11 protein-coding genes are annotated in these 14476 nt (G+C 43.6%); 7 read left to right on the forward strand and 4 right to left on the reverse strand.

Annotated elements, in window-relative coordinates:
- Positions 1 to 12 precede the first annotated feature (12 nt).
- The 4 genes from WDV74_RS14550 to WDV74_RS14565 form a co-directional block, all read right to left on the reverse strand.
- On the reverse strand, positions 13 to 1476 hold the full coding sequence (locus WDV74_RS14550; protein WP_338883523.1) for a fructuronate reductase: 1464 nt from the start codon (positions 1474 to 1476) through the stop codon (positions 13 to 15).
- A gap of 66 nt (positions 1477 to 1542) precedes the next feature.
- A complete protein-coding gene (uxuA, locus tag WDV74_RS14555; RefSeq protein WP_338883524.1) occupies positions 1543 to 2727 on the reverse strand; it encodes a mannonate dehydratase in 1185 nt (394 codons plus the stop codon).
- Positions 2728 to 2735: 8 nt separating this feature from the next.
- Positions 2736 to 4040: a TRAP transporter large permease gene (locus WDV74_RS14560; protein ID WP_338883526.1), complete on the reverse strand. Its 1305-nt coding sequence runs from the start codon at positions 4038 to 4040 to the stop codon at positions 2736 to 2738.
- 24 nt (positions 4041 to 4064) lie between these two features.
- On the reverse strand, positions 4065 to 4571 hold the full coding sequence (locus WDV74_RS14565; protein WP_338883527.1) for a TRAP transporter small permease: 507 nt from the start codon (positions 4569 to 4571) through the stop codon (positions 4065 to 4067).
- A 261-nt stretch (positions 4572 to 4832) separates the two neighbouring features.
- On the opposite strand from WDV74_RS14565, the gene WDV74_RS14570 reads away from it, so the two are divergent.
- The 7 genes from WDV74_RS14570 to WDV74_RS14600 all read left to right on the forward strand — a co-directional run bounded on the left by WDV74_RS14570 (position 4833) and on the right by WDV74_RS14600 (position 14382).
- On the forward strand, positions 4833 to 5816 hold the full coding sequence (locus WDV74_RS14570) for a TRAP transporter substrate-binding protein (protein WP_338883528.1): 984 nt from the start codon (positions 4833 to 4835) through the stop codon (positions 5814 to 5816).
- Between the two features lie 120 nt (positions 5817 to 5936).
- On the forward strand, positions 5937 to 6686 hold the full coding sequence (locus tag WDV74_RS14575) for an FCD domain-containing protein (RefSeq protein WP_273558515.1): 750 nt from the start codon (positions 5937 to 5939) through the stop codon (positions 6684 to 6686).
- Between the two features lie 750 nt (positions 6687 to 7436).
- Positions 7437 to 8582 carry a fused PTS fructose transporter subunit IIA/HPr protein gene (gene fruB, locus WDV74_RS14580; RefSeq protein ID WP_338883529.1) on the forward strand — a complete coding sequence of 382 codons (1146 nt, stop codon included), beginning with the start codon at positions 7437 to 7439 and terminating at the stop codon, positions 8580 to 8582.
- Positions 8579 to 9535 carry a 1-phosphofructokinase gene (gene fruK, locus WDV74_RS14585; protein WP_338883530.1) on the forward strand — a complete coding sequence of 319 codons (957 nt, stop codon included), beginning with the start codon at positions 8579 to 8581 and terminating at the stop codon, positions 9533 to 9535. The genes fruB and fruK overlap by 4 nt, the downstream gene beginning before the upstream one ends.
- A 12-nt stretch (positions 9536 to 9547) precedes the next feature.
- Positions 9548 to 11233, forward strand: a complete 1686-nt coding sequence (gene fruA, locus WDV74_RS14590; protein ID WP_338883531.1) for a PTS fructose transporter subunit IIBC — start codon at positions 9548 to 9550, stop codon at positions 11231 to 11233.
- Positions 11234 to 11459: 226 nt separating this feature from the next.
- Positions 11460 to 13079, forward strand: coding sequence for a class I SAM-dependent DNA methyltransferase (locus WDV74_RS14595; protein WP_338883532.1), 1620 nt, complete (start codon positions 11460 to 11462; stop codon positions 13077 to 13079).
- Entirely contained in the window at positions 13069 to 14382 is a 1314-nt protein-coding gene (locus WDV74_RS14600) for a restriction endonuclease subunit S (protein WP_338883533.1), read from the forward strand. The genes WDV74_RS14595 and WDV74_RS14600 overlap by 11 nt, the downstream gene beginning before the upstream one ends.
- Positions 14383 to 14476: the final 94 nt, after the last annotated feature.

Here is a 14476-nt window from a genome sequence, read left to right on the forward strand (position 1 = left end):
TTTCCTCTATGGTCAAAGAGCCGCAACCGCTTGGCGGGTGCCAACATTGAGTAAGTTTTGGTAGGCTTTGGTGACGTTATCGACAAATTCACGGTTTTTTGCGAGTTTCTTGCCGAAGATCGATTCAATTGCCAGTAATTCTTTCACCACCTCGACCGACTGACCATATTTGGCAAAAATCGCCACAAAGGTTTCTTTTAATGGATCACGCACATCAATGGGTTGGCCTTGTTCATCCACGCCGCTGATATAACGCATCCAACCCGCTACACCAAGCGCTAAATGGCGATAATCACTTCCCCGCAAAAGATGCCATTCAATGGAATCAATCATGCGCTGCGGCAATTTCTGGCTGCCATCCATCGCAATTTGCCAGGTCTGGTGTTTTAACGCTGGGTTAGTGAATCGTTCGAGCAATTTATCCGCATAGGCCATCAGGTCGATATCTTCTGGCATTGATAGCGTTGGGGCTTGTTCATTTAACATCAGTGCATACACCGCCCGACGATAATCGGCATTTGTCATGGTATCGGAGATATGCGCATAGCCACCTAAATATCCCAGGTAGGCCAAAAATGAATGAGCGCCATTTAACATACGCAATTTCATCATTTCAAAGGGCACCACATCGTCCACAAATTGCGCACCGGCCAGATCCCAATTTGGGCGCCCATTGACAAAGTTATCTTCAATCACCCATTGACGAAAAGGTTCGCAGGCAATAGCACACGGATCGGCAACGCCCAGCTGTTGGGCAATTTCAGTTAACGTTTCTGGCGTCGCTGCCGGCACAATGCGATCCACCATCGTGCAGGGAAATGTCACCTGACTTTCTATCCATTGTGCCAATTTTCTGTCCTGCAAACGCGCCAGACCTAATACGGCATCACGGGCAACATGTCCATTTTCCCGCACGTTATCACACGACAAAATCGTCACAGCGGGTAGGTTTCGTTCAAAACGCAATCTTAGCGCCGCCGTGATATAGCCGATAGCTGATCTTGGCACCGCGGGATTAGCAATATCTTTAATAATCAACTCATTATTTGGATCTAACCGCCCTGTCACGGCATCGGTACAATAACCTTTTTCCGTGATTGTCAAAGAGATGATGGCAACATCAGGATCAGCCATTTTTTCGATAATCGCCTGAACGCCATCAATTAATGGGTGCATACCTTCTTTCATCGAACCAATAATTTTTAATCTGATTTCTTCCTGCCCTTTTTCTGCAACGGTATAGCGCATAGATTGTTTTTTCAGATTTTCAATCAGTGAAGCATCATTTAGCATCAAATTAACTTCACAAAATCCCCAATCACTGTCTGTCTGTTCTAATACATAATGTGTATAAAGCGCCTGATGCGCCCGATGAAATGCACCGCAGCCTAAATGCACCATACGGGAAGTCAGACGTTCGGTTGTCCAACCAGGGTATGGGACAGAAGTTATCGCATTGACAAGATTTTTTTCCATAATGGACTCACCAATAAGCGGTAGTGGGTGATATTCATCCACCACCATGTAGGGTTAGCTCAGAAATTATTTTTGGTAAAATGCGCGATGAATACCCAACTCAAGGCCACGAATTTCAGCCAGCCCTTTCAGGCGGCCGATTGCCGAATAGCCAGGGTTCGTTTTCTTTTTCAAATCATCAAGTATTTGATGACCATGATCAGGCCGCATGGGAATCAGGTGATTTTCACCCGCCGCCAACCGACGATGTTCTTCTTCCGCAACCGCTTTGATCACTTCATACATATCCACATCACCCGCAAGATGTGCCGCTTCATGGAACGTGGATGGGTTTTCTTCACGCACGGTTGAGCGCAAGTGGAGGAAATAGATACGGGAACCAAATAATTTGATCATCTTTACCAAATCATTATCCGCCCGCACGCCATAAGATCCGGTGCACATCGTATAGCCATTGGCATTGCTGTCTACCGTTTCAGCTATCCAACGCATATCTTCTAGCGTAGAAACAATGCGTGGTAGGCCTAAGATTTCACGCGGTGGATCATCAGGATGAACCGCCATGTTGATACCGTGCTCTTCCGCTACCGGAATGATCTTTTGCAGGAAATAAGCAAAGTGCTCACGTAATTTTTCCTTATCAATTCCTGTATAACGTTTCAGGTGTTGGCGAAATTGTTCCAAGCTATAACCTTCCTCAGCGCCAGGAAGGCCAGCAATAATCGTATCTGTCAGTTGTTGTTTTTCTTCTTCTGTCATTGCAGCGAAGCGTGATTGTGCTTGTACAATTTCATCTTCGGAATAATCTTTTTCTGCACCACAACGTTGCAAGATGTGGATATCAAAAACAGCAAATTCGATTTGATCAAAGCGCAGCGCTTTTGATCCATCAGGCAATTCATACGCGAGATCTGTCCGTGTCCAATCCAGAACCGGCATAAAGTTGTAGCATACTGTTTTAATCCCGCAGACAGCGAGGTTACGCAAGGTTTGTTGATAGTTTTCGATCCACCGATCGTATTCCCCAGTATGCGTTTTGATATCTTCATGAATGGGAACACTTTCTACCACTGTCCACTCAAGTTGATTAGCTTCAATCAGTGCCTTACGTTGCGCTATCTCTTCGACAGGCCAGATTTCGCCGTTGGGAATGTGGTGCAACGCCGTCACAATCCCAGTTGCTCCCGCCTGACGGATATCCGCTAATGAAACAGGATCTTCCGGGCCATACCAACGCCAGGTTTGTTTCATAACTCCCCCTATAACTTATTCAAGACTAATTCAGGTAACCACAAACTTAGTTGCGGCAGGTATGTCACCAGCGCTAACGCCGAAATCAGCGCAATGTACATCGGCAACAGCGGTTTCAGTACCTTATCGATACTCACCTCCCCCACAGAACACCCCACAAATAACGCGCTGCCTACGGGAGGAGTACAAATTCCAATCGCCAGATTAAATGTCATGATGATGCCAAAATGCACAGGATCAATACCCATGCTCATGGCAACAGGTAAGAAAATCGGCGTGAAGATCAAAATGGCAGGCGTCATATCCATAAAGATCCCCACTATCAGCAGAATGATATTGATGACTAGCAAGATGGTCAGTGGATTATCAGAAACCGCCATCAACGCATCGGCAATGAGATAGGGTAGATCAGCATTGGCCATCGCCCAAGACATACCCATTGATACGCCAATCAGTAGCAACACAATAGATGTGGTAATAGCTGAATCAAGAATAATTTTGGGCAGTTGTTTGAGACTCACTTCACGATAAATCACCACTGCGAGAATAAAACTGTAGAGAACAGCAATGGCTGAGGCTTCTGTCGCCGTGAAGATCCCCGCAATAATACCGCCCATAATGACCACAATGAGCATTAATGACGGTATCGCTTGCCACGCTGTAACAAAAAATGCGCGCCACGTTGGCCGAGGTGCAACAGGATAGCGCTTCCTCTTGGCAATAATGGCAGACACAAACATGAGTGAAATACCCATAATAATGCCTGGGATATAACCCGCTAAGAACAAGGCAGCAATAGATGTTCCCCCTGAAACCAACGAATACACAATCAAGGTATTACTGGGTGGGATCAGCAAACCAGAAGGACAAGAAGCGATGTTCACAGCAGCAGATAAGTTAGGATCATATCCTTCTTTTCGCTGCATCGGTGCCATTGTTCCCCCAACCGCAGCAGCGGATGCCACTGCCGAACCTGAAATTGCCCCAAACAGCATGTTCGCCATGATATTGACGTGCATTAATGATCCCGGCAAACGGCCGCCAATCATTTTGGCCAGATTGATCAAACGGGCAGCTATCCCACCTTGGTTCATAATATTTCCGGCCAGAATAAAGAACGGGATCGCCAATAGAGAGAAGTTATCGACTCCCGCAGCCATACGTTGTGCAACAACCGTGATCGCGGATTCCAGCGGCAATGTCATCGTAATAGCAACTAACGAAGATAAGCCGATTGCAAAAGAAACGGGAACACTCAATGCCAGCAATATTGCAAATGTGCCAAAGAGTGCGGCAATGATATACCAATCCATACTCTAACCCCTTATCTCCACAAGTTAATCATTCTCAGGCACCACGGGTGGTTGACCAGAAAAATGTTGAATAATCGAGATCACATCAACGGACGCATAGAAAATCATCAATATTCCGCTAATCGGCAGACACAAATAGATGTACCCCATTTTCCAGCCTAATACGGGGGTGATTTGACCATTTTCCAAGGTCGATGAAACCAGCAGGCCGCCACCATAAAGCAGCACAATGGCAGAAAATAAAATAATGGCTGCCTGAATAATCAGGTTGATAACGCTTTTCTTGACTCCGGTTAATTTCATTATCAGCAGATCGATAGCAAGATGCCGATGCTGTCCGGTTGTGTAGGCAGCACCAATCAAGGCGACCCACATAAACAGATAACGTGCTAATTCATCTGTTTCTGTGCTTGGTGTACCTAAGACATAACGTGAAATGACTTGCCATGACACGCATAAAACCAGAAAGGCCAGCAGGCAGATGGTAAAAAATGCCAAACTTTTATTGGTCATCGCCAGAAGGTTTTTCATTTATCCGATCCCCATCATTTTGGTTTACCAATTAAAGCCCGTCCAAAAATGAGAATCTATACTGATCGTACTAAAAACCCTGAAATAACTTGCGAAAGAGAGTGAGGCAGATCACAAACCCAAAAGGTCAACCAATATCGACGTTTTTTGCGAGTAAGATCGACCAATTGAATTTTGCCCTTTGCCCAGTCAATAAAATCTGATTATGGTTTGCCCACAAGAAAATAACAAAAACCGACCCTCACCTCTGGAGAACCAAACATGCAGAACAATAAACGACAGGTTTCAGGCATAGCGGCTGGCATCATATTGATGATAGGGGCATCTCAGGCTTTCGCCGTGACAACGCTGAAACTTAGCCATAACCAGAACCGGGCTCATGCAGTCCATCAGGCCATGACCCAGTTTGCTAACGAAGTGAAAGAAAAAACCAATGGGGAAATTCGTATCCGCATCTATTCTGATTCTCAATTGGGCAACCAACGTGAATCCATCGAATTGATGCAAAACGGCGCCTTGGATATTGCTAAATCCAATGCAGCAGAATTAGAAGCCTTTTCTCCCGCGTATTCCATTTTTAACCTGCCCTATTTGTTCCGCGATAAAGAGCACTACCAACAAGTCATCGATAGCGATATCGGCAAAGAAATCCTCGCTTCAAGTCAAAACATGGGATTTATTGGTCTCACTTACTATGATGCGGGGGCACGCAGTTTTTATGCGAAAAAACCGATTAGAACGCCTGAAGATCTAAAAGGCTTGAAAATTCGCGTACAACCCAGCCCAACCGCTATTGCCTTGGTGAAAGGGTTGAAAGGAAATCCAACACCACTCGCTTATGGTGAACTTTATACCGCCTTGCAACAAGGGGTTGTGGATGCGGCCGAAAACAACATCACCTCTTTTACGCTAAGCCGCCACAATGAAGTGACAAAATTCTTTTCGCTAGATGAACATGCGATGATCCCTGATGTCCTGTTAATATCGAACAAGTCGTTGAATAAATTAACCACTGAACAGCAAGAAATTGTGAAAAAAGCGGCGCTGAATTCTTCAAATTACATGATTCAACTGTGGGAACAATCAGAAAAGGAAGAGCGTGCTAAAGCAGAAAAACACGGGGTTGAATTTATTGTCGTGGATAAAACTCTCTTTCAAGGCGCGGTCAGCCCCATGTATGACAATATTGCTAAGACCCAACCGGAATTATTCGAAATGGTAAATCGAGTACGTAAAATAGAATAATTTCCTCTCAACACCACCTATTGTAACAAGAATAGGTGGTTATATTTCTGGCATTGATGCCTTAGAATAACATCATTTTTAGTCGATCCATTTAAGTATATGACCTTACGGCGGCATTAAATGATGAATTTTGCAGACTCCAGGCGTCCCTATCACGAAGTAGCCCAATCATTACGTCAGATGATTATAGAGATGGATTATTCTCCCGGTGATCGTCTACCGACAGAACGTGAAATTGCAGAAAAATTCAGCGTTTCGCGCACGCTTGTTCGTGAAGCGTTAATTGTACTGGAATTGGAAAACCTCATTGAAGTACGCAAAAGCTCAGGTATTTACCTCATCCAATTGCCACGCTCCTATTCAAGTGATACGACCATCAATGCCGCAGGGCCTTTTGAACTGTTACAGGCACGCCAATTATTGGAAAGTAATATCGCTGAGTTTGCAGCGCTCCAGGTGACTCCAGCCGATATTGCTAATATGCGCAACGCATTGGAAAAAGAGAAAAAGGATCTGATTTCGGGGGAAAGTGAATCCGGTGACAGGGAATTTCATTTAGCCATCGCACAGGCCACGCATAACAGTATGTTAGTTGAATTGCTTAAACAGTCCTGGACGTGGCGTGAAAATAATCCCATGTGGATGAAACTGCATAGCCGAATTACTAATACTGATTACCGTAAAGCGTGGCTGAATGATCATCAGGCAATTTTGGCAGCGATGATAAAAAAAGATCCCGCAGCAGCGAAGCAAACAATGTGGCAACATTTAGAAAATGTGAAACAGAGTTTATTGGAATTATCCGATGTAGATGACCCTAATTTTGATGGGTATTTGTTTGAGTCGTATCCGGTTGGGATTGGGAAGTGAGTTTTGGGGATTGGGGAGTTGCGACTATTTGCAGCTCCCAAAAACTCACTCATCAGGCCGATTTCGCCTTTCATGACATAAACAAAAACCAAGAATAAATAAAAACACTGGCTAATGACTTTCAGTATTATACCAATCGCCTTTCAATATGCGTCTTATATCTTCCCGCATAGCGGGAAGATATAAATAATCACATTGATTTACAAGCTGCAATTTGAGGTTGGATTGGTATATAAGGAAGGAAAAAACTTATCCATTATCTTTAATTAAAATCCCATCTCACTAATATTATTTTTATCATTAATAACGATTCATTTAAATTAATCAAGATCACCATCACCATTTCATAAAATGACCTAAAACTTCCCTTTACATTCTAACTCTTTGACGATACATTCCCAATAATATATACCAATCCAACTTCAAGATGCATGTGATTTCTCCCCGCCTCGCGGGGAGAAATCAGGTTTCATAGAATTTTGTAAATTGTAACTTGAAGTTTAATGCGAATAGATAATTGACATTATCTATCCACATCACAAAAAAATAATTAGTAGCTATAAAACAAGCTAGAAATAAAAATCATATTAATTCGCTTTATTATTAAGATTAAATTATTTCGGTTAAATTCTATTTAAAAAAACAAATTACTTGGTTCATTAAATAATAAAAATAACATGAATTCATTTAGATTTATTTTTTACTTAAAAAGCTGAATCGTTTCAATAAATTATAGAGAGGCAAACATCAATGTTTCATCTACTGTTACAAGATATCCATCTGGCAGCATATGCTACCAATAAAGAAAGGGCTATTCGCCAAGTCGCCACAGCTCTCACTGCGGCAGGATATGCCAGTAAAGAGTACGTCGAAGGAATGCTGGAACGTGAAACACTCTCTTCAACCTATCTGGGTAATGGTATTGCCATCCCACATGGCACCCATACAACCCGCACTAACGTACTGAAAACCGGCGTACAAGTGATGCAATTTCCGAGCGGAATCGACTGGGGCGATAACCAAACCGTCCATCTTGTTATCGGCATTGCGGCAAAATCCGACGAACACCTTAATCTGCTGCATCAGTTGATCCCGATCATTCGTGATGAAAGCCGCGCCAGCCGGATGGCAAAAACCACCGATGTAAATGAACTCTATCATTTATTAATGAACACCAAATCCGCCTATCTGCTGGATAACTCTACGCTCACATTGGATATTGACGTACACGATCTGACAACCTTGCAGGCAATAAACATCTCTCGGCTACAACAAGCCAACGCAGTGAATGCAAAATTTATTGCCGATGTCTTTACCAAGCCACCAATACATCTTGGCCAAGGTATCTGGCTCAGTGACAGTTCGCAGGGCAATTTGCACAATGCAATTGCCATCTCCCGCCCCAAAACACCTTTTACTGTTGATAAACAACCCGTTGGGTTGTTATTAACCATCGCTTGCGCAGACGATCAACTGCACGGTTTTCTAGATAATCTCAGCACTCTGCTGCAACAAGATAAAGGTGAATACCTGTTACGCGCCAAAAACAGCACAGCCATCGTAGACCTACTGACAATGGATGTAGCACAAGAAACGATATTGTCTCAAAAAAACGCACTGATTGCGGATTTTGTCCTACCCAATAAACATGGCCTTCATACCCGCCCCAGTGCACTTCTGGTTAACACCATCAAACAATTCCAAAGCCAAATTTCCATCACCTATCTTGATGGAAATAGCATTCCTGTCGATGGGAGTAAGCTGATGCAAGTTGCAGGTTTGGGCGTTAAACAAGGCGAACGAATTCGCTTTACCGCGACCGGCTCCGATGCCAAAGACGCCTTGCTCGCTATTGAATCCCTTATTAACAAAAACATGGGCGAGGAAATGGTATGAACAAAAAAGTCGCGACGATCACTCTGAATCCTGCTTATGACCTGATTGGACGGGTTGAAAACTTCAAAGCCGGTGAAGTCAATCTCATCCAAACCCTGGGACTATATCCGGCAGGCAAAGGCATCAACGTTGGCAAGATCCTCAAAACACTCGGTATCAACGTCACTGTAGGTGGTTTTTTGGGTAGAGAAAACCAAAGTACCTTTCAAAAAAACTTTGCAGAACTAGGCATCGTCAATCGATTTCAGATTGTAGAGGGACGAACACGCACCAATGTCAAACTGACTGAGCAGAATGGCTTGGTTACTGATTTCAACTTTTCAGGATTCAGTGTCAGCAAAGAAGAGTGGCAACGCTTCGCCGAAGATTCCATCGAGTGGCTGAGTGAATTTAATATGGTGTGCGTAAGCGGCAGCCTGCCAACAGGTGTAGAGCTGGATGACTTCACTGAATGGATGCAACGCCTACGCGAAACCTGTATGTGCGTGGTATTTGATAGCAGTCGAGAAGCTCTGACTGCCGGACTCAAGGCTTTACCGTGGATGGTCAAACCCAACCGCCGCGAACTAGAGATCTGGGCGGGGCGACCTTTACCAACATTCGAAGATATCATCACTGCCGCCCATCAACTGCATGCCACGGAGATCTCGCACGTTGTCGTTTCACTGGGTGAAGAAGGCGCGGTTCTGGTCAATTCAACGGGAACATGGCTCGCTAAACCACCGCATTGCGAAATCGTCAGCACCGTTGGCGCAGGTGATGCAATGGTCGGCGGACTGATTTACGGTCTGATGATGGGACAAAACAGTGAGCACACACTACGCCTTGCTACCGCCATCTCCGCTATGACTGTCGGCCAAAGCAACATTGGCAACATAGACCGCCAACAACTCGCCCGACTAATGGCAAAAATCGAACTGACTGCGTTAACCCCTTATCCAAAACAACAATAAGAAGAGAACATCATGAAGACACTGATTATCAGCAACAATAAACAGGGACAGGCTCGCGCTTACCTCGCTAAACATATATTGGCAAATACAGCCGTCAGGCATGGCCTTTCTCTTGTTGCCAACGTGGACAATGCTGAACTGGTGATCATTATCGGTGAATCTTCACCAGCCTCACTTAACCTACATGGCAAAAAAACCTTCACAGGCTCTACCGAACAAGCGATCCGTGAACCGGAAACATTCCTCCACCATGCCAAAACAAAAGCCAATATTTACCAACCGCAAAATATCGTTAGCACGGATCAACAAAACCCCGTCAATATTGTCGCTATCACCGCCTGCCCGACAGGTGTTGCCCATACATTTATGGCGGCCAAAGCACTGGAGACCGAAGCCCAAAAACGCGGCTGGCAGATCAAAGTAGAAACCCGTGGCTCCGTGGGAACCAATAACGCCATTACCGACGTAGAAATTGCAGCAGCAGATTTGGTGATTGTAGCGGCAGATATTGATGTAGATCTCTCGTCATTCTCCGGTAAACGCCTCTATCGTACTTCCACAGGCGCGGCCTTGAAAAGAACCGCTCAAGAACTCGATAACGCATTGACCGAAGCAGGAATTTACACAGCCACAGGCAGTATTACCGCCTCTAACGCGTTCAATCCATCCACCAATAAAAAACAGGAAAGCACCAGCATTTATCAACACTTGATGACTGGCGTATCCTACATGCTGCCGATGGTTGTCGCAGGCGGATTGTGCATCGCATTGTCATTTGTATTCGGTATCGAAGCCTTCAAAGAGCCCGACACATTGGCATCAGCACTCATGCAAATCGGTGGCGGTTCCGCACTTGCTTTAATGGTGCCCGTACTTGCAGGTTATATCGCCTATTCCATCACCGGACGCACCGGATTAGCGCCCGGACTTATTGGTGGTATGCTTGCTGTTAGCACTGGAGCTGGATTTCTCGGTGGTATTATCGCAGGCTTCCTTGCGGGCTACGTTGTCAAACTTCTGACAACCAAACTGCCTCTACCGCAAAACATGGAGGCGTTAAAACCGATTTTAATCATCCCATTGGTCGCAACGTTAGTGACCGGATTAATCATGATTTATGTCGTGGGTAAACCCGTAGCAACAATTATGGAGTGGTTGACCCACTGGCTGAAATCAATGGGAACCACCAACGCGGTGATCCTTGGCATGACTCTTGGCGGCATGATGTGTACAGATATGGGCGGTCCAGTTAACAAAACGGCCTATGCGTTTGGTGTCGGGTTGTTAAGTGCACAAACCTATGGACCAATGGCGGCAATTATGGCCGCTGGGATGGTTCCACCATTAGCAATGTGGCTGGCAACCACGATTGCACGGAATAAGTTTGAGCAAAGTGAGCGCGAAAGTGGAAAAGCGGCACTGGTATTGGGGCTGTGTTTTATTACCGAAGGGGCGATTCCATTTGCGGCGAAAGATCCAGTTAGGGTACTGCCAAGTTGTATTCTAGGTGGTGCAGTGACGGGAGCACTTTCGATGTACTTTGGTGTGCAACTCATGGCACCACATGGTGGGTTGTTTGTATTATTAATTCCAGGGGCGATTACGCCTGTATTGACTTATTTGGGCGCTATTTTGGTTGGTGCAATACTAGCAGGTGGCGTTTATGGAGTGGTAAAGAGAAAGGAGATTGGGGTATAACCATCGCTTAAAAAAAGAAATCTGTAATACCGTCGTCTCAGAGCTTCTGGAGAACTTATCACAAGTTTCATTCAATTGGGCGCTTTGAAGTGATCACATTGGATGGATGTAATACTGATTATTTTGAACTGTAATCCCTCTAAGAGCCCCAAGAAGTATTGAAGACGGCGTTTAACATATTTTGTTAGTATACTTGCCGTCATAGCAATACGAATTTGAGATCAACATGGCTAAAGCAGCAACTAAGAAAACCAAAGCAAAAAAAGGATTTGAAGAAACGTTATGGGATACCGCTAACCAACTCAGAGGCAGTGTCGAATCCTCCGAATACAAGCATGTCGTACTGAGTCTCGTTTTTTTAAAGTTTATCAGTGATAAGTTTGAGCAACGTCGTAAAAAAATGAAAGACGAAGGCCAACAAGCCTTTATCGATATGGAAATCTTCTACCAGCAAGATAATATCTTTTATCTGCCCGAAGAGGCGCGCTGGACATTTATCCAAGAACGTACCAAACAGGATGATATTGCAGTACTTATTGATACAGCGCTCTCCACAATAGAAAAACGTAATCCTGCTTTAAAGGGCGCATTACCAGATAATTACTTCAGCCGCCAAAATCTGGAACCTAAAAAACTAGCATCGTTGATCGACTCCATCAATAACATCGAAACCACTGCTCGTGAAACCGGTGTTAAAGAGCTTTCCAAAGAAGATTTGATCGGCAGAGTCTATGAATATTTCCTTGGAAAATTTGCCGCGACCGAAGGTAAAGGCGGTGGCGAATTCTATACTCCAAAATGTGTGGTAACTTTGCTGACCGAAATGTTGGAGCCTTTTCAGGGTAAGATCTATGACCCATGCTGTGGTTCCGGTGGTATGTTTGTCCAATCTGTGAAATTTGTAGAAAGCCATCAGGGTAAAAGCCGCGATATTGCCATTTATGGACAAGAGCTTACTGCAACGACCTATAAACTGGCAAAAATGAACCTTGCCATTCGTGGATTATCCGGCAACTTAGGTGAGAAACCCGCAGATACTTTCTTTAACGATCAACATCCTGATCTCAAAGCTGACTATATTCTCTCTAATCCACCCTTTAATCTGAAAGGATGGCGTAACGAAAAAGAATTAACTGATGATCGACGCTTTGCTGGCTATCGTACTCCCCCGACAGGAAGTGCCAACTACGGTTGGATCTTACATATACTCTCCAAACTGAGCTCAACTGGTACTGCGGGTTTTGTGTTGGCAAATGGTTCCATGAGTTCCAATACCAGTGGTGAAGGGGAAATTCGCGCACAAATGATCGAAAATGATCTGGTAGAGTGCATGATCGCCCTTCCCAGCCAGCTTTTTTATACCACTCAGATCCCAGCTTGTTTGTGGTTTCTCACCAAAAATAAAGATGTGGATGTTGCCAAAGGCTATCGTAATCGCCAGGGTGAAACGTTATTTATTGATGCTCGTAATATTGGTTCAATGGTTAGCCGCACTAATAAAGAACTGACAGCAGACGATATCGCAACCATTGCCGATACTTACCACGCTTGGCGTAGTACACCGAAAGAGTTGGCGGAGCGTATTAAACGTGGCGATGGAAAACTGGAAAAATACGAAGATATTGCTGGTTTCTGCAAAGTAGCAACCATTGAGGAAATTAAAGCTAACGATTATGTGCTGACTCCGGGACGCTATGTTGGTGCAGCAGAACAGGAAGATGATGGTATTGCCTTTGAGACTAAAATGCGTGATCTGTCAAAGACATTGTTCCAACAAATGAAACAAGCCGAAGAGCTGGACAAAATAATTCGCCAGAATTTAGAGGAGTTGGGTTATGGCGAATAAATGGATAAACACTACTGTTGGTGAATTTTGTCCATTTATATATGGGAAAAATTTGCCGCAAGGTAAACGAATAACAGGAGAAATTCCTGTATTTGGCTCTAATGGGCGTGTTGACTACCATAATATCGCCTATGTAAAAGGCCCTGGTATTATTATTGGCAGGAAAGGTAGTGTTGGGGCTCTTAATATTTCATATACATCTTTCTGGCCTATAGATACTACGTTCTATATTGAAAAATCGAGTATCGGTGAACTCGTTTTCACATACTATTTATTAAAAACTTTAGGCCTAGAAAATATGAATTCTGATAGTGCTGTCCCTGGATTAAATAGGGATAATGCACATTCATTACTTATAAAGATACCTGAAAAAATTGAAGATCGATGTAATATAGGTTTATGGTTAGATACGTTTGATAAAAAAATATTCATAAACCAAGAAATCAATCAAACCCTAGAACAAATATTACAAACCCTATTTAAATCCTGGTTTGTCGATTTCGATCCAGTGATTGATAACGCACTAGAGGCGGGAAACCCAATCCCTGATAGCCTTCAGAAACGGGCAAAGCTGCGCCAGAAAGTACGTAACAGCCCAGATTTTAAACCATTATCGGAGGAAATTTGTGCACTATTTCCAACAGAATTTGAGGAAACGGAATTAGGATGGGTGCCGAAAGGATGGAATATATATACACTATTTGAAGCTAGTTCATTCTTAAAAAGAGGAATCTCACCTAAATATATTGAAGATGGTGGTGTTCAGGTCATTAATCAAAAATGTATCCGAAACCATGAAATAAATTTCTCATTATGCCGAAGAAACAATACTGAATTAAAAAAAGTTTCAGGCTATGAACTAGAATTAGGTGATATTTTAATTAACTCTACAGGAGTTGGAACCTTGGGAAGAATGGCACAAGTTCGGTTTTTACCAGAAAATTCTGTTGTCGATTCCCATGTAACCGTTGTAAGAGCTAACGAGAAAATTTGTCCAAAATATACTTTTGGGCAATTACTAATGCTTCAAGAAAACGTAATAGAACAATTAGGGGAAGGTAGTACAGGACAAACTGAATTAAATAGAAAGGTATTGTTCGATCAAAAAATTTTGCTTCCAAATACATCTCTCTCTAAATATGTGGAGAAATATATCTTAGATATTTCGGAGAAAATAGCTTTTAACAGTATACAAATACAATCATTAACCCAACTCCGAGACACTCTACTCCCAAAATTGATCTCCGGCGAGTTATCCCTTGATGACCTACCGGAAACCGTCACAGAAACAAAATGTGCATAATTTTCAACCCCTTTCACAAGGGGTTTTTTATCTTGTTTTTAGGATATTGAGTAATAAGTCAAAGTAAAAATAAGAAAAGCTATTGTATGATTAG

Origin of the sequence: Xenorhabdus sp. TH1 (genome assembly GCF_037260955.1) — a bacterium.
In the GTDB taxonomy this organism is placed as follows: Bacteria; Pseudomonadota; Gammaproteobacteria; order Enterobacterales; family Enterobacteriaceae; genus Xenorhabdus; species Xenorhabdus griffiniae.